Source organism: Rhodococcus sp. S3 (assembly GCF_058211795.1).
On the sequence record NZ_CM177074.1, the window covers coordinates 3266909 to 3292080 of the forward strand.

Annotated in this window: 23 protein-coding genes and 3 tRNA genes; 6 read left to right on the forward strand and 20 right to left on the reverse strand. The window is 69.0% G+C overall.

Annotation, left to right across the window (positions count from 1 at the left end; genetic code table 11):
- Positions 1–2: 2 nt before the first annotated feature.
- The 10 genes from octT to AC0LPE_RS15345 all read right to left on the reverse strand — a co-directional run bounded on the left by octT (position 3) and on the right by AC0LPE_RS15345 (position 9603).
- The gene (octT, locus tag AC0LPE_RS15300) at positions 3–785 is read right to left on the reverse strand and encodes a diglucosylglycerate octanoyltransferase (protein WP_088897196.1); all 783 of its coding nucleotides are present in this window, start codon (positions 783–785) and stop codon (positions 3–5) included.
- A complete protein-coding gene (locus AC0LPE_RS15305; RefSeq protein ID WP_390889786.1) occupies positions 772–1350 on the reverse strand; it encodes a histidine phosphatase family protein in 579 nt (192 codons plus the stop codon). The genes octT and AC0LPE_RS15305 overlap by 14 nt, the downstream gene beginning before the upstream one ends.
- Positions 1351–1439: 89 nt before the next feature.
- Positions 1440–1847, reverse strand: a complete 408-nt coding sequence (rsfS, locus tag AC0LPE_RS15310) for a ribosome silencing factor (RefSeq protein WP_016694085.1) — start codon at positions 1845–1847, stop codon at positions 1440–1442.
- Complete coding sequence (gene nadD / locus AC0LPE_RS15315; protein WP_016694084.1) at positions 1844–2506, reverse strand: nicotinate-nucleotide adenylyltransferase; 663 nt, start codon at positions 2504–2506, stop codon at positions 1844–1846. The genes rsfS and nadD overlap by 4 nt, the downstream gene beginning before the upstream one ends.
- 70 nt (positions 2507–2576) lie before the next feature.
- Positions 2577–4022, reverse strand: coding sequence for a VWA domain-containing protein (locus AC0LPE_RS15320; RefSeq protein ID WP_160875653.1), 1446 nt, complete (start codon positions 4020–4022; stop codon positions 2577–2579).
- 1 nt (position 4023) lies between these two features.
- The gene (locus AC0LPE_RS15325) at positions 4024–4920 is read right to left on the reverse strand and encodes an AAA family ATPase (protein ID WP_120279733.1); all 897 of its coding nucleotides are present in this window, start codon (positions 4918–4920) and stop codon (positions 4024–4026) included.
- A 29-nt stretch (positions 4921–4949) separates the two neighbouring features.
- Entirely contained in the window at positions 4950–6233 is a 1284-nt protein-coding gene (locus AC0LPE_RS15330; RefSeq protein WP_490604770.1) for a glutamate-5-semialdehyde dehydrogenase, read from the reverse strand.
- A 48-nt stretch (positions 6234–6281) separates the two neighbouring features.
- Positions 6282–7388, reverse strand: a complete 1107-nt coding sequence (locus AC0LPE_RS15335) for a D-alanine--D-alanine ligase family protein (protein ID WP_172414872.1) — start codon at positions 7386–7388, stop codon at positions 6282–6284.
- A gap of 71 nt (positions 7389–7459) precedes the next feature.
- Positions 7460–8599: a cystathionine gamma-lyase gene (locus tag AC0LPE_RS15340; protein WP_490604771.1), complete on the reverse strand. Its 1140-nt coding sequence runs from the start codon at positions 8597–8599 to the stop codon at positions 7460–7462.
- A gap of 5 nt (positions 8600–8604) precedes the next feature.
- The gene (locus tag AC0LPE_RS15345) at positions 8605–9603 is read right to left on the reverse strand and encodes an NAD(P)H-dependent glycerol-3-phosphate dehydrogenase (RefSeq protein WP_088897192.1); all 999 of its coding nucleotides are present in this window, start codon (positions 9601–9603) and stop codon (positions 8605–8607) included.
- 240 nt (positions 9604–9843) lie between these two features.
- Between AC0LPE_RS15345 and cofC the strand changes: the two genes are divergently transcribed.
- From cofC to AC0LPE_RS15360, 3 genes are read left to right on the forward strand one after another with little or no spacing between them, the layout of a single operon-like run.
- A complete protein-coding gene (cofC, locus tag AC0LPE_RS15350) occupies positions 9844–10545 on the forward strand; it encodes a 2-phospho-L-lactate guanylyltransferase (protein WP_088897191.1) in 702 nt (233 codons plus the stop codon).
- 23 nt (positions 10546–10568) lie between these two features.
- Positions 10569–12737, forward strand: coding sequence for an RNA degradosome polyphosphate kinase (locus AC0LPE_RS15355; RefSeq protein ID WP_202399896.1), 2169 nt, complete (start codon positions 10569–10571; stop codon positions 12735–12737).
- 13 nt (positions 12738–12750) lie between these two features.
- Positions 12751–13707 (forward strand): NUDIX hydrolase, encoded by a 957-nt coding sequence (locus tag AC0LPE_RS15360; protein ID WP_026061542.1) that lies wholly within the window; start codon positions 12751–12753, stop codon positions 13705–13707.
- Between the two features lie 95 nt (positions 13708–13802).
- On the opposite strand, the gene AC0LPE_RS15365 is transcribed toward AC0LPE_RS15360, so the two are convergent.
- The 3 genes from AC0LPE_RS15365 to leuC all read right to left on the reverse strand — a co-directional run bounded on the left by AC0LPE_RS15365 (position 13803) and on the right by leuC (position 16735).
- Entirely contained in the window at positions 13803–14534 is a 732-nt protein-coding gene (locus tag AC0LPE_RS15365) for an HU family DNA-binding protein (protein WP_490604772.1), read from the reverse strand.
- Positions 14535–14682: 148 nt separating this feature from the next.
- Positions 14683–15279: a 3-isopropylmalate dehydratase small subunit gene (leuD, locus tag AC0LPE_RS15370; protein WP_016935315.1), complete on the reverse strand. Its 597-nt coding sequence runs from the start codon at positions 15277–15279 to the stop codon at positions 14683–14685.
- 28 nt (positions 15280–15307) lie between these two features.
- A complete protein-coding gene (gene leuC / locus AC0LPE_RS15375; protein ID WP_088897188.1) occupies positions 15308–16735 on the reverse strand; it encodes a 3-isopropylmalate dehydratase large subunit in 1428 nt (475 codons plus the stop codon).
- A gap of 116 nt (positions 16736–16851) precedes the next feature.
- Here leuC and AC0LPE_RS15380 point away from each other — a divergent pair, with 116 nt between their 5' ends.
- Complete coding sequence (locus AC0LPE_RS15380; RefSeq protein WP_026061810.1) at positions 16852–17553, forward strand: IclR family transcriptional regulator; 702 nt, start codon at positions 16852–16854, stop codon at positions 17551–17553.
- A gap of 68 nt (positions 17554–17621) precedes the next feature.
- The gene (locus tag AC0LPE_RS15385) at positions 17622–18134 is read left to right on the forward strand and encodes a pyridoxamine 5'-phosphate oxidase family protein (RefSeq protein ID WP_088897289.1); all 513 of its coding nucleotides are present in this window, start codon (positions 17622–17624) and stop codon (positions 18132–18134) included.
- Between the two features lie 53 nt (positions 18135–18187).
- Here AC0LPE_RS15385 and AC0LPE_RS15390 read toward each other — a convergent pair.
- The 5 genes from AC0LPE_RS15390 to AC0LPE_RS15410 form a co-directional block, all read right to left on the reverse strand.
- A tRNA-Glu gene (locus tag AC0LPE_RS15390) sits at positions 18188–18260 on the reverse strand.
- Positions 18261–18343: 83 nt separating this feature from the next.
- Positions 18344–18416 (reverse strand) — tRNA-Glu (locus tag AC0LPE_RS15395).
- Positions 18417–18502: 86 nt separating this feature from the next.
- Positions 18503–18574: transfer RNA gene (locus tag AC0LPE_RS15400), tRNA-Gln, on the reverse strand.
- Positions 18575–18779: 205 nt separating this feature from the next.
- Positions 18780–20252, reverse strand: coding sequence for a glutamate--tRNA ligase (gene gltX / locus AC0LPE_RS15405; RefSeq protein WP_088897187.1), 1473 nt, complete (start codon positions 20250–20252; stop codon positions 18780–18782).
- A gap of 66 nt (positions 20253–20318) precedes the next feature.
- Positions 20319–21095, reverse strand: coding sequence for a fumarylacetoacetate hydrolase family protein (locus tag AC0LPE_RS15410; protein ID WP_060651453.1), 777 nt, complete (start codon positions 21093–21095; stop codon positions 20319–20321).
- 110 nt (positions 21096–21205) lie between these two features.
- On the opposite strand from AC0LPE_RS15410, the gene AC0LPE_RS15415 reads away from it, so the two are divergent.
- Positions 21206–22402 carry an MFS transporter gene (locus tag AC0LPE_RS15415; RefSeq protein WP_088897186.1) on the forward strand — a complete coding sequence of 399 codons (1197 nt, stop codon included), beginning with the start codon at positions 21206–21208 and terminating at the stop codon, positions 22400–22402.
- 76 nt (positions 22403–22478) lie between these two features.
- Here the strand turns inward: AC0LPE_RS15415 and AC0LPE_RS15420 are convergent, their stop codons facing one another.
- Both AC0LPE_RS15420 and serA read right to left on the reverse strand, forming a co-directional pair.
- Positions 22479–23489, reverse strand: coding sequence for a 3-isopropylmalate dehydrogenase (locus tag AC0LPE_RS15420; RefSeq protein WP_026061914.1), 1011 nt, complete (start codon positions 23487–23489; stop codon positions 22479–22481).
- A gap of 80 nt (positions 23490–23569) precedes the next feature.
- Positions 23570–25162: a phosphoglycerate dehydrogenase gene (serA, locus tag AC0LPE_RS15425; protein WP_088897185.1), complete on the reverse strand. Its 1593-nt coding sequence runs from the start codon at positions 25160–25162 to the stop codon at positions 23570–23572.
- Between the last annotated feature and the right edge of the window lie 10 nt (positions 25163–25172).

The window sequence follows — 25172 nt, forward strand, 5'->3', positions numbered from 1 at the left end:
GCCTACCGTAGGCCCTCCACCGGGATTTCCGCATCCCGATGCACGATCCGGACCGCATCGCCGACAGCGGAGGCGACGCGACGGTGTCCTTCCCAACCCCAGTGGATCCCGTCGGGATTGGCGTCGTCGGAGAAGACGTTCTCCCGCACCGCTTCGGCGAGATCGACGAGGGGAACCGACTTCTCGGCCGCCCAGCGGGTGATCGCGCGTGCCGCGGGGAGCCGGCCGACATGCACCGACCGGTACTGCTCGCTGCGGTGCACCGACGGCAGGGTGCCGATGACGGGCAGATCGGGGCGCATGTATGCCAGTGCGTCCCTGATCGTTTCGAGGTACTCGACGCTGACCCGGGGCGGGAGCGCCACGGGACGCCCGAGCGGCGACAGTCGCGGCTGCAACCACCCATAGGCGTTACGCGCCGCGCGACGCAGGGCCGGCGGGCGGATGTAGCGCAGGCCTTCCCGCAGTGCGGTGGGCAGCGGGGACGGCAGAGTGTCCATCCCGCCCACGGCGAGGACGACAGCCCCGGCGTGCGGGATCGCGGCCCATACCCGCGGGTCCTGGGTCATGGCCCACCACGCGTCGCGTGTGGTCCACCCGATCCGGGCGACGAGTTCGATGTCCCAGCCGAGTTCGGCCGCGACCAGGTTGGGCCAGATCTGCGGATGGTCGGCGGGCAGACCGCCCTTCGGACCGTAATAGCTCAGCGAGTCGCCGATCACCAGCAGGACCGGGCGCCGCGGAGCGGCGTCGGTCTCGATCGGCGTGGGTTCAGAGGACGTCATCGGGCGCCACCGTGGCCGACGCGTTCCACACGTCGAGGCGCCAGGACGGCACCTCGCCGTATCCGCTGAGCTGCACCCAGCCGGTGTTCCCGAGACCGCCGAGGACGGGCCACCGGTCGACCGGCAGGTCGAGCAGGGCCGCGGTGAGCGCGGCGATCAGGCCCCCGTGCGCGACCAGCACGATGGGCCGATCGTTCCAGTCCTCGTACTTGTCGAGCAGTTCGCCGACGACGGCGATGCTGCGCCGTGCCACGTCGACGCGGTTCTCGCCCCCCGGCGGTGCCCAGGTCGCGTCGGCGCGCCACGCGCTGCGCGCGCCCGGGGCCACGGCGTCGACCTCGGTGTGGGTCAGGCCCTGCCATTCGCCGAGATGCGTCTCGCGCAGGCGCGTGTCGATCGCGACCGGCAGGCCGATGCGGTCACCGAGCGCGGTCGCGGTGTCGTAGGCGCGGCGCAGATCGGACGAGACGACGGCGAGCGGATCGAACCGGGCGATCACGTCGGCGACGGCGAGCGCCTGCCGTCGGCCGAGTTCGGACAGATCGGTGTCGAGCTGTCCCTGCATCCGCCGCGTGGCGTTGTACTCGGTCTGACCGTGGCGCAGCAGGACCAGCTGCCGCACCCGTGGGCTCTGCGCCCCCTCCCCCGGATGGCTCACACGTCCTCCGGCGAGTCGGCGGCGTCGATCGCCGAACGGGGGCCGCCCACACCGTCGACCTCGATGGTCGGGCAGTCCTTCCACAGGCGGTCGAGGGCGTAGAAGTTGCGCTCGTCCTCGTGCTGGATGTGCACCACGACGTCGACGTAGTCGAGCAGGGTCCACCGTCCTTCGCGGGTGCCCTCGCGGCGGACGGGCTTGTGGCCGGCCAGACGCAGCTTCTCCTCGACGTTGTCGACGATGGCGTTGACCTGACGCTCGTTGGGTGCGGACGCGATGACGAAGCAGTCGGTGATCACCAGCTGCTCGGACACGTCGAGCACCACGACGTCGGTGGCGAGTTTCTCGTCGGCGGCCAGGGCTGCGATTCGGGCCATCTCCGTGGCTTCTGCCGTTGCGCTCACTGCGTGCTCTTTCTCTCGATGGTGCCGGGGGTGTTTCCGTCGAACACCGGGACGGGATCTCCGTCGGGGTGCGGATTCGTGCGGTAGAGCCGGCGTTTGCTGATGTACTGCACCACTCCGTCGGGCACCAGATACCAGACGGGACGGTTCTCGCGTGCCCTCCTGCGGCAGTCCGTGGAGGAGATCGCCAGTGCCGGGATCTCCACCAGGCTCACCGCCTCCGGCGGAAGATCGTCCAGATGCGGTGCCAGATGTTCGGCGTGCAGGTCGTATCCGGGCCGGGACACCCCGACGAAGCGGGCGAGGTCGAACAGGGTCTGCCAGTCCTGCCAGGACAGGATCGATCCCAGGGCGTCCGCGCCGGTGATGAAGTACAGATCCGCGTCGGGATACTGCTCGCTGAGATCGCGCAGCGTGTCGACGGTGTAGGTGGGTTTGCGTCGATCGATGTCGACGCGGCTGACGGAGAACCGCGGGTTGGATGCGGTTGCGATCACCGTCATCAGGTAACGGTCCTCGGCGGCACTGACGTCGCGTCCGGTCTTCTGCCAGGGTTGCCCGGTGGGCACGAAGATCACTTCGTCCAGGTCGAAGCTCGCGGCGACCTCACTGGCCGCCACGAGGTGTCCGTGATGGATCGGGTCGAACGTTCCACCCATGACGCCCAGGCGGCGCCTGGGGGCCGAGGGCCGATCCGTTGGCTGATGCACGGTTGTCCAGCTTACGGGTTCACACGGGGAGCAGACTCGCCACCACCGTTGCGAGCTGCTGCGCCGACCGGCACTCGTGCATCGTGACGACCTCGCTGTAGACCCTGGCGGCCGAATCCCCCGAACCCCATTGTCCCTTCGGCTCGGGATTGAGCCAGTGCGCGTGCCGTGCGACGGACACGAGATGTTCGAGGACTTCGAGGTTCGGATTGCGGTAGTTCGTGCGACCGTCGCCGAGGATCAGCAGTGAGCTGCGGCTGGTGAGGGCGTGTGCGTGGTTCTCCGCGAAGCTGCCGAGGGCGTGTCCGTAGTCGGAGTGACCGTCGTAGGTGATCAGCTCCGCTTCCTTCAGCATCCGCGACATGGACTCGCCCAGATCGGAGCCCGCACTGAAATAGTGGGTGACCTCGTCGGCGGTGTCGATGAACGCGAACACGCGCACGCGGGAGAACTGCTCGCGCAGAGCGTGCACGAGCAGCAGCGTGAAGTGGGAGAAGCCGGCGACGGAACCGGAGACGTCGCAGAGCACGACGAGCTCGGGACGCGCCGGACGGGGCTTGCGGTTGACCAGATCGATGGGCACGCCACCGGTGGACATGGACTTGCGCAGGGTGCGTCGCAGGTCGATGGCGCCGGCACGAGCGCGCCGGCGGCGCGCGGCGAGACGGCTCGCGAGCAGACGCGCGAGCGGCATGACGCTGCGGCGCAGGGCGACGAGTTCCGCGTCGGACGCGCGCAGGAAGTCGACCTCCTCGGCGAGCTTGGGCACCCCGTACTTCTCGACTCGTTCGCGGCCGACCTGCTCGGCGGTGCGCCGGCGGGTCTCCCGTTCGACCATCGCCCGGAAATCGGCGATGCGCTGGGCGGCGGTGCGCCGCGCGACCTCGCTCTCGTAGGCGGCGTCGTCGCGTTCCTCACGGGTGCCGTTGCCGAGCAGACCCTCGAGGATCTTCGTGAGCAAGGTCTCCGGGGAGACGTCGCGCAGCGCCTGATAGGCCGAGAAGGACGGGCCGTTCGACGACGCGTACTGGCCGAGTTCCTCGACGATGGCGGAGACGAGCATCTCGGAGGCCTCGAGTGCCTCCGGCGACTCGTCGGACAGCAACTCGGCAATGAGGTCGCGCAGGGCCTCGAAGTCGACCTCCCCCGTGGGGGTGCGCGGGATGCTCACCTGCGGGCCGGTGGCCTCGCGACGTCCGATCGCGGGTGGGAACCACAGGTCGAACAGGGCGTCGAAGGTCGGGCGGTGCGTGGACCGGCGGAGCAGGGTACACGCGAGACCTTCGCGGAGGGCCTCCCGGTCGAGGAGATCGAGCACCGTCATGACCCGTCCGGCGTCGACCGTCTCGGACGGCCCGACCGCGATGCCGCGGCGACGCAGCGCCTCGACGAATCCGACCAGGTGCCCGGGCAGTCCGTGGGGAGCCGGGGGCGCCCCGGATCCGGGAAGGTGCGCGGCCGCCATGTCAGTTCAGCCGGAGCTCGGCGGCAGCGCGGACCTGGTCGGACTGGTGCTTGAGGATCACGCCGAGCGTGCTGCGCAGCGCGGTGTCGTCGAGGGTATCGAGACCCAGCGCGAGCAGGGTGCGGCCCCAGTCGATCGTCTCGGCCACCGAGGGCACCTTCTTGAGCTGCATGCCCCGCAGTACCCGGACGGTGCGCACGAGCTGTTCGGCGAGCGCGTCGGGCAGATCGGGGACCCGGCTGGCGAGGATGCGCCGTTCGAGGTCGGCATCGGGGAAGTCCAGGTGCAGGAACAGGCACCGGCGCTTGAGCGCTTCGGACAACTCGCGGGTGGCGTTCGAGGTGAGCACCGCGAACGGCTTGCGGGTGGCCCGGATGGTGCCGAGCTCGGGCACGGTGACCGCGAAGTCGCTGAGCACCTCGAGCAGCAGGCCTTCGATCTCGACGTCGGCCTTGTCGACCTCGTCGACGAGCAGCACGGTCGGATCCTCGCGGCGGATCGCGGTGAGCAGCGGCCGCGACAGCAGGAACTCCTCGGAGAAGACGTCCTCCTTGGTGCGGTCCCACGACTCCCCCGCCGCGGCGGTCGCCCCCGCCGACTGGATGCGCAGGATCTGCTTGGCGTGGTTCCACTCGTACAGCGCGCGGGACTCGTCGACGCCCTCGTAGCACTGCAGGCGCACGAGTTCGGCCTCGGAGGTCTCGGCGACGGCGCGGGCGAGTTCGGTCTTGCCCACGCCCGCGGGTCCCTCGATCAGCAACGGCTTGCCGAGGCGATCGGCGAGGAACACCGCGGTCGCGGTGGACTTGTCGGCGAGATATCCGGTACCGGCCAGACGATCGACGACGTCCTGGACGTCCGCGAAGATCGGCGGGGTGGCGGGCAGCGCACGATCCACGCTGGTTCCTTTCGTCGGGCCGGTCTCGATCAGGCGGGGCGGGTGTGGCCGTCGCCCCACACCACCCACTTCGTCGACGTCAGCTCGGGCAGACCCATCGGACCGCGGGCGTGCAGCTTCTGGGTGGAGATCCCGATCTCCGCGCCGAATCCGAACTGCTCGCCGTCCGTGAACGCCGTCGAAGCGTTGACCATAACGGCTGCGGCGTCCACGCGCGTCGTGAACTCCCGCGCAGCGGCGAGGTCCGAGGTGACGATCGCTTCGGTGTGGCCGGTGCCGTAACGGTCGATGTGGTCGACGGCGGCGTCGAGGTCGTCGACCACAGCGAGGGCGACGTCGAGCGAGAGGTACTCGTCGGACCAGTCCTGGTCGGTCGCGGGCACGAGGCCGGGCAGGTCGCCGTGGACCGTCACGCTGTGTTGCTGGAACGCCTGCAGGAGCTTCGGGACGGCGGTGTCGGCGATCGCCTTGTCGACGAGGATCGTCTCGGCGGTGTTGCACACGCTGGGCCGGCGGGTCTTCGCGTTGATCACGATCTTCTCCGCCATCTCCAGATCGGCCGCGGAGTGGACGTAGACGTGGCAGTTGCCGGTGCCCGTCTCGATCGTGGGGACGGTCGCGTCGCGGACCACCGCGGCGATCAGACCGGCGCCACCGCGCGGGATCACGACGTCGACCAGGCCGCGAGCCTGGATCAGATGCGTCACCGACGAGCGGTCGGCGCTCGGCAGCAGCTGCACGGCGTCGGCGGGGATGCCCCGGCTCTCGAGCGAGGCACGCAGCACCTCGACGAGCGCGGCGTTCGACCGGGCCGCGGACGACGAGCCGCGCAGCAGTGCGGCGTTGCCGGACTTCAGGGCGAGACCGAAGGCGTCGACCGTGACGTTGGGACGCGCTTCGTAGACCATGCCGACCACGCCGAGCGGGACGCGCACCTGGCGCAGCTCGAGACCGTTCGGCAGCGTCGAGCCGCGGACCACTCCGCCGATCGGGTCGGGCAGGCCGGCCACCTGGCGCAGGCCGGCGGCGATCCCGTCGATCCGGGCGGAGGTCAGGCGCAGCCGGTCGAGGATGGCCTCCTCGGTGCCACCGGCGCGGGCGGCCTCGATGTCCTCCGCGTTCGCGGCGAGGACGGTGTCGGCGGCGGCGAGCAGAGCGTCGGCCGCGGCGTGCAGAGCCACGTCCTTCTCGGTGGTGGTGAGCAGCGCGAGACGACGCGAGGCCACGCGGGCGCGACGCGCGGCCTCGTGGACGGCCTCACGGGTGTCCGTGCCGGCGTCGGTCGCAGCTGAGTCGGGGGTCACGGCAGTCATGTGTCCAGCCTAGTCGGGTCCTCGCGGAACCCGACAGGCCGTGTGCCGTCAGCGCAGGCCGGTCCCCCGTGCGAGCGCCGTCTCCACCAGGATCGACAGCAGCTCGGCGTACTCCACGCCGGTGGCCTCCCACATCCGCGGGTACATCGAGATCGACGTGAAACCGGGCATCGTGTTGATCTCGTTGATCACCGGTCCGTCCTCGGTGACGAAGAAGTCGACGCGGGACAGACCGTGGCAGTCGAGGGCGCGGAACGCCCGGACCGCGAGCTCGCGGATCCGGTCGGAGATCTCCTCGTCGAGCTTGGCCGGGACGTCGAACTCGCAGACGTCGTCGAGGTACTTCGTGTCGAAGTCGTAGAACGCCTCGTGGTCGCCGGAGGTGTCGGGCATGCGGATCTCGGCGACGACACTCGCGCGGACGTCGCCGTCCGGGAACTCGAGCACGCCGCACTCCACCTCGCGGCCGAGGATCGCGGACTCGACGATGACCTTGGGATCGTGCTGCCGGGCCTTCGCGACGGCGTCGTCGAAGGCGGCCCAGTCGGCCACGCGGCTGATGCCGATCGACGATCCGCCGCGGGCGGGCTTGACGAAGACGGGCAGGCCGAGGCGGTTCTTCTGCTCCTCGGTGAGGGTCGCGGTGCCGGGACGCAGGACGATCTGGAAGCCGACCGGCAGGCCTTCGGCCGCGAGCAGCTTCTTGGTGAACTCCTTGTCCATCCCGGCGGCGCTGGCGAGGACGCCGGGACCGACGTACGGGATGTCCGCGAGTTCGAGCAGACCCTGGATGGTGCCGTCCTCGCCGTAGGCGCCGTGCAGGACCGGGAACACCACGTCGACCGACGCGAGCACCCGGCCGTAGGAGGCCTCGTCGAGGGCGACGATGTCGCCGCCACGAGTGGGATCCGCGGTGAGCACGAGATCGGAGCCGTCACCGGCGACGACGGGCAGTTCGCGACCGGCCGCGGCGAGGCCGGCGGGGTCCGCGTCGCCGAGGACCCATGCGCCCTCGGGAGTGATGCCGATGGGCACGACCTCGTACTTCTCCGGATCCAGGTTGCGCAGGATGCTCCCCGCCGAGATGCAGGAGACGGAATGTTCGTTGCTGCGACCACCGAAGACGACGGCCACCCGGGTTCGGGGCGTACTCACGTGTCGAACCGTACCGGGTGGCGATCTCCGCGTGACGGGCGAGTCCTACACGGGTGGGACCGGACACCCTGCTATGTCCCCGCCGACTCCGTCTCCTTCAGCGCTGCGTCGAGATCGGCGAGCAGATCCGCGGTGTCCTCGATTCCGCACGACAACCGGACGAATCCCTCCGGCACCGCATCGCCCCAGCGTGCGCGGCGATCCGCTGTCGTATGGATGCCGCCGAAACTGGTGGCGGGGGCGACGAGCGCGGCCGCACGGACGAAGCGGTGCACTTCGTCGCGGCCGGGCAGCCGGAAGGTGACCAGGGGGCCGAAGCGGCTCATCTGGCCGGCCGCCACGGCGTGAGCGGGGTCGCCGGGGAGCCCGGGATAGCGGACGTCCGTGACGGCGGGATGCTCGAGCAACATCCCGGCGACGGCGAGTGCATTGGCGCACTGCCGTTCGAAGCGCAGTCCGGCGGTGCCGAGGCTGCGGTGCGCGAGCCAGGTCTCGAACGGTCCCAGCACGGTTCCCGACAGCAGTCGTTCCCGGTCGATCGCGGGCAGCAGGTCGGGATCGGCGACGGCGATGTATCCGAACAACAGATCGCTGTGTCCGCTGAGCGATTTCGTTCCGCTGGCCACCACGACGTCGGCGCCGAGGTCGAGCGGGAGCTGTCCGAGCGGGGTGGCGGTCGTGTTGTCGACAAGCAGCAATGCCCCGGTGCGACGGCACGATTGCGCGGTCTCACGCAGATCCACCGTGTCGAGACCGGGATTCGACGGCGTCTCGGCAAGGACCACCGCACCCCGGCCCGCACCGTCGAGGACCCGCTGCAGGGAGCCGTCCCCGAATTCGGCGACGGAGAGTTCGTGGACGTCGATGCCGTGCGGCGCGAGATATTCGGTGGCGAACTTGCGCACCTGGTAGTAGCCGTCGGAGGGGACGACGACCGTGCCACCCGGGGCCACGAGTGATCGCAGCGCGACCGTGATCGCCGACATGCCCGAGCCGACGACGCGGGCGGCCGAGGCGTGCTCGAGTTCCGCGAGCGCCGATTCGAGTGCGCGCCAGCCGGGATTCGAGGCCCGCGCATAGGTGTCGACATCGTCGCGTTCGTCCTCACCGAGCAGATACGGCGCGGCGAAGACCGGCCCCGCCTGCAGCGGGGAGCCCGGAACACCCTCGTGTGCAACCGCCTTCACACAGCGTGTCGAATCGCCCGTCATGCCGCTCATTCCGGCTTGATCCGGCGTCCGAGCAGCTGTCCGATCGCGTCCGGCACCGACATGCCTTCGTGGCACACGCGGTGCACGGCGTCGGTGAGCGGCATCTCGACGTCGTAGCTCGCCGCGAGGGCTCGGACCGAGGTGCACGACTTGACCCCTTCGGCCACCTGACCGTGGGTGGCCGCCTGCGCGCTCTCGAGCGACTCGCCGCGACCGAGGCGTTCGCCGAACGAACGGTTGCGGGACAACGGGGACGTGCACGTGGCGACGAGATCGCCGACCCCGGCGAGACCGGCGAGCGTGGCCGGCTTGGCACCGAGGGCGGTTCCGAGCCGGGTGATCTCGGCGAGACCGCGGGTGATGATGCTCGCGACGGTGTTCTCACCGAGGCCCACCCCGGCGGCCATGCCGCACGCGAGGGCGATGACGTTCTTGCAGGCGCCGCCGATCTCACAGCCGATCACGTCGGAGTTGGTGTACGGACGGAAGTACTTTGTGGCGCAGGACTTCTGGATCTCCATGGCGCGGGTGGAGTCGGGGCACGCGATGACGGTCGCGGCCGGTTGCCCCTCGGCGATCTCGCGAGCGAGGTTGGGGCCGGACAGCACGGCGATGCGATTCTGTTCGGCGCCGGTGACCTGACCGATCACCTGGCTCATGCGCATCAGGGTGCCGCTCTCGATTCCCTTGGCGAGACTGAGAAGTGTGACCTCCGGTCCGATATCCACCTTCCACGCCTCGAGATTGGCCCGCAGGGTCTGGCTCGGGACGGCGAGGACCACGAAATCGGCGCCCTCGACGGCCACCCGATGATCGGCCGTCGCCTTCAGCGAGTGCGGCAGTTCCACACCGGGCAGATAGTCGGAGTTCTCGTGTCGCTCCGCGATGCAGCGCGCCACCTCCTCGCGCCGTGCCCAGATCGTCACGTCCGTTCCGGCGTCGGCCAGCACCTTGGCGTACGCCGTCCCCCACGAACCCGCGCCCAGAACTGCTGCTGTGGTCACGCGATCCTCACTCTCGTCCGATGCCCGGCACTCGCGGTCGCGATCGGCCCGGAGCGGGCGGTCGCGACCGGTTCGGTCCGGGCGGTCACCACCCACGGTCGCACCCAGTATCGCGCAGGCGCCACCGACACCGCGCCGGGTCGGAGGACGGACCGCATACGACGGCGGTCACAGCGGGCGGTCGTGCGGTTCGTCACCTCGCGCGATCGTGCGATCGATCGCTGATGGCACAATCGGGCAATGCCCGCGACGCACGTGCTCGTTCCCGTCAAGGCCCTCGGCCTGGCGAAGTCGCGGCTCTCGCACGTCCTCGACCCGGCGGCGCGGGAATCACTGGTGCTCGCGATGCTGCAGGACACCGCGACGGCGGCGCTGTCCGCCGGAGACGTGACGGTCACCGTCGTCACCGCCGACGAGCGGGTCGCGGCCGCGGCGCTGGACTGCGGCGCGGACGTCCTCCCCGATCCGGTCGGTCCCGACTCCCCCGACCCATTGAACTCCGCACTGCTCGCAGCGGCCCGCCGGGCGCGGGAGCATGCACCCGGCGCCGAACTCGTGGCACTGCAGGCCGACCTGCCCTCCCTGCGGCCCGAGGAATTCGCGCTCGCACGCGAGACTGCGCGGCGGACGGGAACGGCCGTGGTCGTCGACCACACGGCGAGCGGTACGACGGCGTTGCTGCACTGCGTGAGCGGCACCCTGCCGCCCCTGTCGTTCGGACCGGGATCGGCCGGTCGCCACATCGATGCCGGCGCGTATCCGGTACCTGACGCGCTCCCCGGACTGCGACTCGATGTGGACACACCGGACGATCTCGCCGCCGCACTGCGACTCGGCGTCGGACCGGCCACCGCGGCCGTGCTCGACACGGTCGAGTTCCCGCTGCGCCACCGGTGCGACAGCGCTGCAGGGAGCCGTCGCTCTGCCACAATGAACTGGTGACCAACGGCGATTCCCCCGATCCCATGAGTTCCGAGCACGCGGCACCGTCCGGCGTCGCCCGACCTGCCGGTCGCGTGGCGACCGCCACCAGCGCGCCTCCGGCCGCGACGGGACTGCAGTCGAGGACCGATCACGACAACACGCTTCCCGTCGACCGCTACCTCAATCGCGAACAGAGCTGGCTCGATTTCAACGCCCGCGTTCTCGCGCTCGCGGAGGACACCTCGCAGCCGTTGCTCGAACGCGCCAAGTTCCTCGCGATCTTCGCGTCGAATCTCGACGAGTTCTACATGGTGCGGGTCGCCGGGCTGAAACGTCGCGCCGAGACGGGATTGTCGGTCCGGTCCGCGGACGGACTGACCCCGCGTGCCCAGCTCGCGCTCATCGCGTCGAGCACGCGCGAACTCGCCGGTCGCCAGGCGCAGGTCTTCCTCGACTCGGTCATGCCGGCCCTGGCGGACGAAGGCATCTCGATCATCCGATGGGCGGATCTGACGGAGGACGAACGCCGACGACTGACACAGTATTTCGCCGACCAGGTCTTCCCGGTCCTGACGCCGCTCGCGGTCGATCCCGCACACCCCTTCCCCTACATCAGCGGCCTGTCCCTCAACCTCGCTGTCACGGTCAAGGATTCGCAGTCGTCCGGTGAGCACTTCGCGCGCGTGAAGGTGCCCGACAACGTCGAACGGTTCGTCCGGGTCGATCGCGCGGGTTCGTCGCACGGACTGCCGGCCTTCCTCCCGCTCGAGGAACTGATCGCCGCCCACCTCGACGTGTTGTTCCCGGGCATGGAGATCGTCGAGCACCACGCCTTCCGCGTCACCCGCAACGCCGACTTCGAGGTCGAGGAGGACCGCGACGAGGATCTCCTCCAGGCCCTCGAACGCGAACTCGCCCGGCGGCGCTTCGGTTCTCCCGTGCGGCTCGAGGTGTCGGACGACATGACCGAGCACATGCTCGACCTGCTGTTGCGCGAACTCGACGTCGACCGGGTCGACGTCGTCCAGTTGCCCGGCCTGCTCGATCTGTCGTCGCTGTGGCAGGTGCACGCCGTCGACCGTCCGGATCTGAAGGACGCCCCGTTCGTGCCGGCGACCCATCCCGCCTTCGGCGAGCGCGAGACACCGAAGAGCGTGTTCTCCACTCTGCGCGAGGGCGACATCCTCGTCCACCATCCGTACGACTCGTTCTCGACGAGCGTGCAACGGTTCATCGAGCAGGCCGCCGCCGACAGTCAGGTCCTCGCCATCAAGCAGACGCTGTACCGGACGTCGGGCGACTCCCCCATCGTCAACGCTCTGATTGCTGCTGCCGAAGCGGGCAAGCAGGTCGTCGCGCTCGTGGAGATCAAGGCGCGCTTCGACGAGCAGGCCAACATCAAGTGGGCACGCAAACTCGAACAGGCCGGTGTCCACGTCGTATACGGACTCGTGGGTCTCAAGACGCACTGCAAGACCTGTCTGGTCGTGCGGCGCGAGGGTTCGACGATCCGGCGCTACTGCCACATCGGCACCGGAAACTACAACCCGAAGACCGCTCGTCTCTACGAGGACGTCGGCCTGCTCACGTCGTCGCCCGAGATCGGCGCCGACCTCACCGACCTGTTCAACACCCTCACCGGGTACTCCCGGAAGGCGCAGTACCGCAATCTGCTCGTCGCGCCGCACGGAGTCCGCAAGGGCATCATCGAACGCGTCGAGCGTGAGATCGAGCACCACGAGGCCGGTCGCCCCAGCGGGATCCGGCTCAAGGCCAACGCCCTCGTCGACGAGCAGGTGATCGACGCGCTCTACCGCGCGTCGCGGGCGGGGGTGCGCACCGAGGTGGTCGTGCGCGGGATCTGCGCCCTCAAACCCGGCGTGCCCGGGCTGAGCGAGAACATCACGGTGCGCTCGATCCTGGGGCGGTTCCTCGAACACTCGCGGCTGTTCCATTTCCGGGGCAGCGACGAGTACTGGATCGGCAGCGCCGACATGATGCACCGGAACCTCGACCGTCGCGTCGAGGTGATGGTGCAGGTGAAGAACACCCGGCTCGCAGCGCAGTTGGACCGCATCTTCGATTCCGCGCTCGACCCGGTCACCCGCTGCTGGACGCTCGAGGGCGACGGCACGTGGACGGCGTCCCCCGAGCCGGGAACCGCTGCCCGCGACCACCAGGTCGAACTCATGCGTAGCCGCGCGTCCTGAGGTGGAGGGAACGTTGACCGAATCACGCGACAAGCCCGTGAAGGCCAACATCTTCGCGGCGGGCGCCGTCCTGTGGCGCCCTGCGGCCGACGACGCTCCGCACGATGCGCAGGTCGCGCTCGTGCATCGTCCGCGCTACGACGACTGGTCCTTTCCGAAGGGCAAACTCGACCCGGGTGAGACGGCGGTGGTCGCCGCGGTGCGGGAGATCGAGGAGGAGACCGGATTCCGCGCCGCGCTCGGCAGCAGTCTCGGGAAGGTCGTCTACCCCGTTCCGGGTCACCGCAAACTCAAGCGGGTGGACTACTGGGCCGCGCGGTGCCTCGACGGGCAGTTCGCGCCCAACGACGAAGTGGACGAATTGCGTTGGGTGTCCCCCGAAGAGGCATTCGACCTGTTGTCCTATCCGATGGACCGCAGTGTCCTCCGCCGCTTCCGCCGGGTGCCGCTGGACACGACCACGGCGCTGATCGTGCGGCACGCCAAGGCGGGTAGTCGGAAGAAGTACAAGGGCGACGACCGTTACCGGCCCCTCGATGCGTCCGGACGGGCGCAGGCGGAGGCTCTCGTTCCGCAGTTGACGGCGTTCGGCGGCGACAGTGTGGTGTCCGCCGACCGCACGCGGTGCATCGCGACGGTCGAGCCCTTCGCCTCCCGGCACGGGCTCGAGATCGCGATCGAGCCGTCGCTGTCGGAGGAGGAGTACCGGGCCGATCCGGACCGCGGCCGCAAGCGGGCGCTGGAGATCGCGTCGGGTCCCGGCACTCCCGTGATCTCCAGTCAGGGCAAGGTGATCCCGCCGCTGCTGGAATGGTGGGCCGAGCGCGACGGTCTCGTGCTGCCTCCGGCGCGGAACCGGAAGGCGAGCATGTGGGTGTTGTCGCTGCGCGGCGATCGCCTCATCGCGGCCGACCACATCGACAGCCCTCTTCCCACGGGCCGTCCGCCGGCGGACGACGAGAGCATCTGACCCGAGTACGCACGACGGCGGCCACCGGATGTCCGGTGGCCGCCGTCGTCTCACCTGTGCGGCTCGCACGTGGCGAGCCGCATCGCGGGTGGGTGTTACTTCTTGGTGCTCTTGCGGGCCGTGGTCTTCTTGGCCGGGCTCTTCTTCGCCGCGGTGGTCTTCTTCGCCGCGGTGGTCTTCTTCGCCGCGGTCGACTTGGTGGCGGTGGTCTTCTTCGCCGGAGTCGACTTGGCCGCCGTGGTCTTCTTGGCCGCGGTGGTCTTCTTGGCCGCGGTCGACTTGGTGGCGGTGGTCTTCTTCGCCGGAGTCGACTTGGCCGCCGTGGTCTTCTTGGCTGCCGTGGTCTTCTTCGCCGGAGTCGACTTGGTCGCCGTGGTCTTCTTCGCCGCCGTGGTCTTCTTCGCTGCGGTGGTCTTCTTCGCCGCGGTCGACTTGGTCGCTGTGGTCTTCTTCGCCGCAGTCTTCTTGGCCGCCTTCTTCGCTGCCGCGGTCTTCTTGGCCGCTGCGGCTGCACCGCGCTTCACGGCCGGACCCGAAGCCGGAAGCTTCTGGGTGCCCGCGATGATGTTCTTGAAGGACTGGCCGGGACGGAAGGCCGGCACCGAGGTCGGCTTGACCTTGACCGTCTCACCCGTGCGCGGGTTCCGCGCGACACGAGCGGCCCGGCGACGCTTCTCGAAGACACCGAATCCGGTGATGGTGACGCTCTTACCGTCGTGCACGGCGCGAACGATCGCGTCCACGATGTGCTCGACGGCCGCGGTGGCGGTGCGCCTGTCCGAACCGAGTTTCTCGGTCAGAACGTCGATCAGTTCTGCCTTGTTCATTGATTTCCTCCGCACATACACGGTCCACCGTCAGACCGACTCCAGTCCACGGTAGACCCGCAAACGGGCAAGAGTCTATGTGCCACGCGGATTCTCATGCAAATAACCTCCGGGCCCGGCCCGGAGAAGGCGCGTTCGAGGGGTGTTTTCAGGGCGCCGGAAGGGTACTCGGTTTCCATGACGGCCTTGACTTTTCGTACTCGGAAATCGCGTCTACCTGGCGCAATGTCAATCCGATGTCGTCGAGACCCTCCAGAAGACGCCACCTCGTGTAGTCGTCAATGGTGAACGGCACCACGGTGGTTCCGGCGGTCACCGTCCGGTTCTCGAGATCCACTTCCAGTTCGAGTCCGGGCTGCTGCTCGATGAGCTTCCACAGCAGTTCGACGTCGTCCTGCGAGACCTGAGCGGCGAGCAGACCGGCCTTTCCGGCGTTGCCGCGGAAGATGTCGGCGAAACGGGACGAGATCACGACCCGGAATCCGTAATCCGACAACGCCCACACGGCGTGCTCACGCGAGGAGCCGGTGCCGAAATCCGGTCCGGCGACGAGAACGCTGCCGCGGTCGAAGGGCGGAGTGTTGAGGACGAAGGACGGGTCGTTGCGCCATGCGGCGAACAGACCGTCCTCGAATCCCGTACGGGTGACGCGCTTCAGGTACACGGCCGGGATGATCTGGTCCGTGTCGACATTGGAGCGGCGCAGCGGGACGCCGATGCCCTTGTGAGTGGTGAAGGCTTCCATCGAAAATTCTCCTCGTCGGTCCTGTGGTCTAGTCCAGATCCGCCGGTGCGGAAAGCGTTCCCCGCACCGCGGTTGCGGCGGCCACGGCCGGCGAGACGAGATGCGTCCGTCCGCCCTTGCCCTGCCGTCCTTCGAAATTCCGGTTGGAGGTCGACGCGGAGCGTTCGCCCGGCGCCAACTGGTCGGGGTTCATGCCCAGGCACATCGAGCACCCGGCCTGACGCCACTCGGCGCCTGCGGCGGTGAAGATCTCGCCGAGACCCTCGTCCTCCGCCTGCGCGCGCACCCGCATCGAACCCGGCACGACGAGCATCCGGACGCCGTCGGCGACCTTGCGGCCCTTCAGGACATCCGCCACGGCGCGCAGATCCTCGATGCGACCGTTGGTGCACGAGCCGACGAAGACGGTGTCGATCTTCACATCGCGCAGCGGCATGCCCGGTTCGAGATCCATGTAGCGCAACGCCTTCTCCGCTGCAGACCGCTCGGTTTCGTCGGCGATCTCCGCGGGTACCGGAACCCTGGCCCCGAGCGGAGCGCCCTGGCCCGGGTTGGTGCCCCACGTGACGAAGGGCGTCAGAGCGCTGCCGTCGATGTGGACCTCGGCGTCGAAAACCGCGTCGTCGTCGGTCTTCAGCTGCTCCCAGGCCTCCACGGCGGCGTCCCAGTCGGCGCCCTTCGGGGCGTGCGGGCGACCCTCGATGAACTCGTAGGTGGTCTCGTCGGGGGCGATCATGCCGGCGCGGGCGCCCGCCTCGATCGACATGTTGCAGATGGTCATCCGCGCTTCCATCGACAGCGCGCGGATCGCCTCCCCGCGGTATTCGAGGACGTAGCCCTGTCCGCCGCCGGTGCCGATCTTCGCGATGATGGCGAGGATGAGGTCCTTGCTCGTCACTCCCGGCGCGAGAGTGCCGTCGACGTTGATGGCCATCGTCTTGAAGGGCCGCAGCGACAACGTCTGCGTCGCCATGACGTGTTCGACCTCACTGGTACCGATGCCCATCGCCAGCGCACCGAAGGCGCCGTGGGTGGAGGTGTGGCTGTCGCCGCACACCACCGTCATGCCGGGCTGCGTGAGACCGAGCTGCGGGCCGACCACGTGGACGATGCCCTGATCGAGATCGCCCATGGGGTGCAGACGGACACCGAACTCCTCGCAGTTGCGGCGCAGGGTCTCGACCTGCGTGCGCGAGACCGGGTCGGCGATCGGCTTGTCGATGTCCACCGTGGGGACGTTGTGGTCCTCGGTGGCGATCGTGAGATCGGGACGCCGCAGCCGGCGTCCGGCCAGCCGCAGACCGTCGAAGGCCTGCGGGCTGGTCACCTCGTGTACGAGATGCAGGTCGATGTAGATCAGGTCCGGCTGTCGCGCCGATCCCTGTCCTTCACCGCGCACGACCACGTGCTGGTCCCACACCTTTTCCGCCAGAGTCTTTCCAGCCATCTTCTCCACCTTGTCGTACGTGACGAACGCGGGATCCCGGGGGCTGTCCGGCCGCGTATGGCGTCGTCCCCACCGTTCTCGGCATGCGATATGCTTCCCATTATGCGAGACGGAGGTATCGACCTATGAGACAGCATAGCGGGATCGGAGTGCTGGACAAAGCGATGACAGTCCTCCATGCGGTTGCCGAACAGCCGTGCAACCTCAACGAGTTGTGCGCGCGGACCGGCCTGCCCCGCGCCACGGCGCACCGTCTCGCCGTGGGCCTCGAGGTCCACCGTCTCCTCATGCGCGACAGCGACGGACAGTGGCGTCCCGGCCCCGGTCTGGCCGAATTGTCCGCGGGCGCAGGCGACACCCTCGTCGAGGCCGCCTCGCTCGTCCTCCCCCGCCTGCGCGAAATCACCGGCGAGAGCGTGCAGTTGTACCGCCGCGAGGGCACCCAGCGGGTCTGCGTCGCGGCTCTCGAACCGCCGACCGGTCTGCGCGATACCGTCCTCGTCGGCGCGCGCCTTCCGATGACGGCCGGCTCCGGCGCGAAAGTTCTGCTCGCGTGGGCCGATACGGCGACCCAGCGCGCCATCCTTCCCGACGCCGCCTTCGGTGAACGCGTGCTCGTCGAGGTCCGCCGCCGCGGCTGGGCGCAGAGCGCCGCCGAACGCGAACCCGGTGTGGCGTCGGTCGCCGCACCCGTGCGCGACAGCACCGGTGCCGTGATCGCCGCCATCTCCGTATCGGGTCCCATCGACCGCATGGGCCGCCGACCGGGCGCCCGCTGGGCCGCCGACCTCCTCGCCGCCGCAGAAGCGCTCCAGAAGCGTCTCTGAGCCGACTGCCCGCAGGGCGGCGGGAGGAACACAGCGGCGTGGTCCCACGCTGTGCCAGAGTGCTTCGCATGGGAACCAACCGCCGCGCAGACATCACGATGACGGACTCGGAGATCGACGAGTTCCTCCGCCGCAGCCGGGTCGCGAACCTGGCGACCCTCGGACCGACGGGCACCCCGCATCTCGTCGCCATGTGGTACGCCGTGCTCGACGGGGAGATCTGGTTCGAGACGAAAGCGAAATCACAGAAGGTCGTCAACCTCCGGCGCGACGATCGCGTGACCGTCCTCGTCGAGGCCGGCGACACCTACGACCAGTTGCGGGGCGTCTCGATCGAGGGGCGCGCGGAGATCCTGGACGACCACGACCGCCTGTTCGAGGTCTGCCGAGACGTGTGGGAGCGGTACACCGCCCCGTACACCGACGAGGCGCTCCCTGCGGTGGAGCAGATGATGCACAAGCGGGTGGCCGTCCGCGTGGTGCCCGTCCGGGTGCGTTCGTGGGATCACCGCAAGCTCGGGATGCCCGCCATGGAGATCGGCGGCACGACGGCCGCCTACCTTCCGTCCGCCGCGCACTGACCGCACATACGCGAAAGGCGCTCCGATCGAGGATCGGAGCGCCTTCGTTGTTGTACCCCCGATGGGATTCGAACCCACGCTACCGCCGTGAGAGGGCGGCGTCCTAGGCCGCTAGACGACGGGGGCCTGGAACTTTCCGAGGAATCGACGAGTCGATGCCTCCGAGAGAAGAACACCCACCGACCCGGAGATCGATGGGTAGTCCGTTGTACCCCCGATGGGATTCGAACCCACGCTACCGCCGTGAGAGGGCGGCGTCCTAGGCCGCTAGACGACGGGGGCCTATGGAACTTCTTCTCTTCGCTTCCCGAAGGAAGCTCAGCCAGCATAGCTGGCTCAGACGTTGCGGGCAAACCGCCGCGTCTCAGCTGGGGTACCAGGACTCGAACCTAGAATGGCTGAACCAGAATCAGCTGTGTTGCCAATTACACCATACCCCAATGGTTTGTTCCTTCGGCCTGCCCTGCGGGCGTTGTGGCCTCCGTTCCGAACCGAGAAGAAGATTAGCACCAACCCCGCCACCAACTACAAATCGGCTGGTCAGAAGCATGAAATCGAGCTCGGGACGAGCTCGGCGGGTCTGAAATCGAGCTCGGCCCGTCACCGGCGGATGCCGACGACGGGCCGAGAGCGACCGGCGAAGGGTCAGGCGATACGCGCCCGCCCGGCACGCAGTCGCGCGAGGGTGCGCTCACGGCCGAGCAGTTCCATCGACTCGTAGAGCGGCGGGCTGATGTGCGAGCCCGTCACCGCGACCCGTACGGGAGCGAAGGCCTTCCTCGGCTTGAGTTCGAGCCCCTCGATCAGCGCGCTCTTGAGCGCCTCCTCGATCGACGGCGTGGTCCACTCGTCCAGGCCCTCGAGGACGGCGACGGACGCGTCGAGCACGGGCGCGGCATCCTCCTTGAGGTTCTTCGCCGCGGACGCCTCGTCGAGCGTGAAGTCGGCATCATCGACGAACAGGAACTTCAGCAGATCCCACGCGTCCCCGAGGACGACGATGCGGGTCTGCACGAGGTCGGCGGCCGTCCGGAAGAGCGCCTCGTCGACGTCGTCCCCGATCCGGCCGTGCTCGACGAGGTACGCCTTCAGCCGGGTCGCGAACTCGGCCGGCTCGAGCAGGCGGATGTGCTCGGCGTTGATGGCGTCGGCCTTCTTCTGGTCGAACCGGGCCGGGTTCGAGTTGACCTTGGAGATCTCGAAGGCCGAGACCATCTCGTCGAGGGAGAACACGTCGCGGTCGTCGGCGAGACCCCAGCCGAGCAGGGCAAGATAGTTGAGCAGGCCCTCGGGGATGAACCCTCGATCGCGGTGCAGGAAGAGGTTCGACTCCGGGTCGCGCTTGGAGAGCTTCTTGTTGCCCTGTCCCATCACGAACGGCAGGTGGCCGAACTCGGGCGTGAAATCGGTGACGCCGATGCGCTGCAGCGCCGCATACAGCGCGAGCTGACGCGGGGTCGACGACAGCAGGTCCTCACCGCGCAGGACGTGTGTGATCTTCATCAACGCGTCGTCGACGGGATTGACGAGCGTGTAGAGCGGGATGCCGTTGCCGCGGGTGAGCGCGAAGTCGGGCACCGAGCCCGCCTTGAAGGTGGTCTCGCCGCGGACGAGGTCGTTCCAGGTGAGGTCCTCGTCGGGCATGCGCAGTCGCACGACCGGCTTGCGGCCCTCGTCGAGGAAGGCCTGCCGCTGCTCCGGAGTGAGGTCGCGGTCGAAGTTGTCGTAGCCGAGCTTCGGGTCGCGACCGGCGGCCTTGTGGCGCTCCTCGACCTCCTCCGGCGTCGAGAACGACTCGTAGGCCTCACCGGCGTCGACGAGCTTCTGCACGACCTCGAGGTGCAGGTCGCGTCGCTGCGACTGCCGGTACGGCTCGTACGGTCCGCCGACCTCCGGGCCCTCGTCCCATTCGAGACCCAGCCACCGGAGGGCGTCGAGGATCGCCTGGTACGACTCCTCGGTGTCGCGTGCGGCGTCGGTGTCTTCGATGCGGAACACGAAGGTGCCGCCGTGATGACGCGCGAAAGCCCAGTTGAACAGGGCGGTGCGCACCAGACCCACGTGCGGGGTTCCGGTCGGTGACGGGCAGAAACGTACGCGTACTTCGCTGGTGGTCATGACTCGCTCAGGGTTGAGGATCGACGGGAGACCATCCCAGGCTATCCGCCCCGCTGCGAGCTCCGGTCAGGATCCCTTGGCGACGACGGGGTTCGTGAGCGTTCCGATGCCCTCGACGGTGATCGAGACGGTGTTGCCCGGCTCGATCGGCCCGACACCCTCGGGGGTGCCGGTGAGGATGATGTCGCCCGGCAGCAGCGTCATGACACCGGAGATCCACTCGACGAGCTTCGGGATGTCGTGCACCATCTTCGAGGTGCGGCTGCGCTGACGGGTCTGTCCGTCGACCTCCGCCGAGATCTCGAGATCGGAAGCGTCGATGTCGGTTTCGATCCACGGTCCGAGCGGGCAGAAGGTGTCGTGGCCCTTGGCCCGTCCCCACTGACCGTCCTTGCGCTGGTGGTCGCGCGCGGACACGTCGTTGGCGATCGTGTAGCCGAGGATCGCCTCCCGGGCCTTCGCGGCGGGGACGTCCTTGCAGGGGCGTCCGATGACCACGGCGAGTTCGGCCTCGTGGTGGACGAGCGAGGTGGTGGGCGGAATCACGATGGGAGCGCCCGGGCCCACGATCGACGTATTGGGCTTGAGGAAGATCATCGGCTCGTCGGGGACCTCGTTGCCCGACTCGGCGGCGTGGGCGGCGTAGTTGCGGCCCACCGCGATCACCTTGGTGGCGAGGATCGGAGCGAGAATCCGCACGTCGGCGAGGGGCCAGCTGCGACCTGTGAAGGTGGGGTTCCCGAAGGGATGCTCGGCGATCTCCTTCGCCGTCGCGGACTCCCCCTCCCCTTCGATGCTCACGAACGCGACACCATCCGGGCTGGCAATTCGACCAAGGCGCATGTCCGGAGTCTAACGGTGCGCGCTCACTGCGATCGACGCCCGGGTGCCGCGGGTATAGAGTCCGACTGGTATTTCACATAACGGTACGACTTTCTCAGATAGTGGGACTCATGGACACTCCGGACATCGGTCGGCGTCGATGGTTGATCCTGGCCCTCGGCGTCGTCGCACAGGCCTCCCAGGCCACCGTCATCAACGGCATCGCCTTCCTCATCCCGACGCTGAACCAGGAGGGCGGTTTCACCCTCGCCCAGGCCGGAACCCTCGCCGGCGCACCGATCCTCGGCGGCGTGTTCACGCTCGTCGTGTGGGGCGCGATCGCCGACCGGTTCGGCGAACGTCTCGCGCTGGCTGCCGGGCTCGGAATCGCGGCCGTCGCGATGGGGCTCGCGAGCGCGACCACCTCGCTGGACCTGTCCCCCACCGCCTCCGCCGCACTGCTCGGCCTGTTGCTGATGTGTGCGGGAGCCGGCGCCGTGAGCGCCAACTCGGCGAGCGGACGCGTGGTGGTCGGATGGTTCCCGCCGCACCAGCGCGGCCTCGCGATGGGCATCCGGCAGATGTCGGTGCCGCTGGGTGTCGCCGCGGGCGCACTCGTCATCCCGACGCTCGCGGGCGACCACGGGATCGCCTGGGCACTCGCGTTTCCCATGCTCGCGTGCGGGCTGGCAGCGGTCGCCTGCGCGGTCGGGGTGGTGGATCCGCCGCGACCCGGACGGGCGGAGGCCGAGCGCGCGGGCGTGCTCGGCAATCCCTACCGGAGTTCGATGTCGCTCACGCGGATCCATCTCGCGTCGATCCTGCTCGTGGTGCCGCAGTACGTCGTGTGGACCTACGCCCTGGTGTGGCTCATCGCCGACCGCGGCTGGGACGAGGTCGGTGCCGGTCTCGTCATCACCGCCGCCCAGATCCTCGGCGCCCTCGGACGTGTCGTCACCGGGGCCTGGTCCGATCGGGTGGGCAGCCGGCTGGGACCGATGCGCGTCGTCGCCGTATCTGTCGTCGTCTCGATGGTCGCGCTGTCCGTCACCGCGTGGACGGATTCGACGATCGCGGTGGGTGTTCTGCTCGTCGCGTCGATCCTGACCTCGGCGCCGAACGGGTTGGCGTTCACCGCCGTCGCGGAGATCGCGGGCCCGTTCTGGGGTGGTCGCGCACTCGGCATCCAGAACACCGGGCAGTTCGTGTTCGCCGCGGCCGTCGGACCGGTCTTCGGCGGGCTCATCGCCGCGGTCGGATTCCCCGCGGCCTTCGCCCTGGCCGCGATCGCTCCCGCCGCGGCGGTCCCGGTGGTGCCGAAGGACTGATACGCGAAACGCGCGTGGCGCCGGACGGGACGTACCCGCCGGCGCCACGCGCGTTCTGCGCCGAAGAACTCCGTGCTCAGAGAGAAGCAGCGATCCGATCGCCGATCTCGGTGGTCACGATCGGACCGGTGCCACGGTTGGCGAGGTCGGCCTCGACGGCCCGCTCGACGCGTGCAGCGTCCTCCTCGCGCCCGAGATGGCGCAGCAACAGGGCGGTGGACAGGATCGCCGCGGTGGGGTCGGCGATGCCCTTGCCGGCGATGTCCGGCGCCGAGCCGTGGACGGGCTCGAACATCGACGGGTTGGTGCCCGAGGCGTCGATGTTGCCGCTCGCCGCCAGGCCGATACCACCGGTCACGGCGCCGGCGAGGTCGGTGATGATGTCGCCGAACAGGTTGTCGGTGACGATGACGTCGAAGCGCGACGGGTCGTCGACCATGTAGATGGTCGCGGCGTCGATGTGGCAGTAGGCCGTGGTGACCTCGGGGAACTCCTTGCCCACGGTCTCGACGGCGCGGGTCCAGATGGCGCCGGCGTTCGATAGCACGTTCGTCTTGTGGATGAGCGTGACGTGCTTGCGGCGGGTCTGCGCGAGCTCGAAGGCGTAGCGGACCACGCGCTCGGCGCCGAACCAGGTGTTCACCGAGACCTCGGTGGCGATCTCGTGCGGGGTGCCGACGCGGATCGCTCCCCCGTTGCCGGTGTACGGGCCCTCGGTGCCCTCGCGGACGACGACGAAGTCGATGTCGTGGTCGGCGGCGAGCGGCGACTTCGCGCCCGGGTACAGGCGCGACGGACGCAGGTTGACGTGGTGGTCGAGCGCGAACCGCATGTTCAGGAGGAGACCGCGTTCGAGGACGCCGGGCGTGACCGACGGATCGCCGATGGCGCCGAGGAGGATCGCGTCGTGCTCGCGGATCGCGGCGAGATCGGCATCGGGCAGGAGTTCGCCGGTCGCGTTGTACCGGCGGGCCCCGAGGTCGTACTCGGTCGTCTCGAGATCCGGGACGAGGGCACGGAGCACCTTGAGCGCTTCCGCCGTGACCTCGACACCGATGCCGTCACCGGGGATGACCGCAAGTTTCATGAGCACTACTCACTTCCTGTGCGACGGTGGCCGCGACCGTGCAGACGGTCGCGGCCACCGGATGATGGAGAACCGAAGGATCAGGACAGGTCGACCTGGGCGACGCGCGCGTCGAGCGCCTCGGTGATCTGTCCGACCTCGGCGTCGCCGACGACGCGGTCGACACGCAGGATCACAGTGGCGCCGGGGCCCTCCGCGTCCTGGCTCAGCGCCGCGGCCTGGATGTCGATGCTCGCGTTGCCGAGCACGGTGCCGAGCGTTCCGAGGACACCCGGACGGTCCTGGTAGTGGACGATCAGGTTGTGGCCCTCGGCGCGGAGGTCGAAGCTGCGGCTGTTGATGTTGACGATCTTCTCGACCTGCTGCAGGCCGGTGAGCGCACCTGCGACGGAGGTGACGTGTCCGTCCGGCGCCACCGCGCGGACCTCGACGGCGCTGCGGTGCGTGGTGGCCTCGCTGACCTTCTCGACCTCGACGGTCACGCCGCGCTGCTCCGCGAGCTTGGGGGCGTTGACGAAGGTGACGGGCTCGTCGCTGCTCGCCGAGAACAGGCCGCGGAGGGCGGCCAGGCCGAGGATGTCGGTGTTCTCGGCCGAGAGCTCACCGCTGACGACGACCTGCACGTTCTGCACGGCCTCGGGCGAGAGGGTGCCGGCGAGCAGACCGAGCTTGCGGACGAGCTCGAGCCACGGTGCGACCTCCTCGCCGACGGGGCCACCGGAGACGTTGACGGCGTCGGGCACGAACTCACCGGCGAGGGCGAGCAGCACGCTCTTGGCGACGTCGGTGCCGGCGCGGTCCTGGGCCTCGGCGGTGGATGCACCGAGGTGCGGGGTGACGACGACGTTGTCGAGGTCGAACAGCTTCGAATCGGTGCACGGCTCGGTCTCGAAGACGTCGAGGCCGGCGGCGTGGACCTTGCCCTCGACGAGTGCGTCGTAGAGCGCGTCCTCGTCGATCAGGCCACCGCGGGCGGCGTTGACGATGATGACGCCGTCCTTGGCCTTGGACAGACGCTCGGCGTTGATCAGGCCGGCGGTCTCCTTGGTCTTGGGCAGGTGCACCGAGATGAAGTCGGCGCGGGCGACCAGCTCGTCGATGTCGACGAGCTCGATGCCGAGCTGTGCGGCGCGGGCGGCCGGCAGGTAGGGGTCGTACGCGATGACGTGGGTCTCGAACGCCGCGAGACGCTGGGCGAACAGCTGGCCGATGCGGCCGAGGCCGACGACGCCGACGGTCTTGCCGAGGATCTCGGTGCCGTTGAAGCTCGACCGCTTCCAGGTGCGCTCACGCAGGGTGCGGTCGGCGGCGGGGACCTGACGCGCCGCGGACATGAGGAGCGCGACCGCGTGCTCGGCGGCGGAGTGGATGTTGGAGGTGGGCGCGTTGACGACCATCACGCCGCGCTCGGTGGCAGCGGCGATGTCGACGTTGTCGAGGCCGACACCGGCGCGACCGACGATCTTGAGGTTGGGCGCCGCAGCGAGCACCTCGGCGTCGACGGTGGTCGCGGAGCGGACCAGCAGCGCCTGGGCCTCGGGCACGGCCGCGAGCAGGGCGGGGCGGTCGGGGCCGTCCACCCAGCGCACCTCGACACCGTCACCGAGCGCGTCGACGGTCGACTGCGCAAGCTTGTCGGCGATCAGGACTACTGGACGGCCATTCTGGCTCACGTGCGGACTC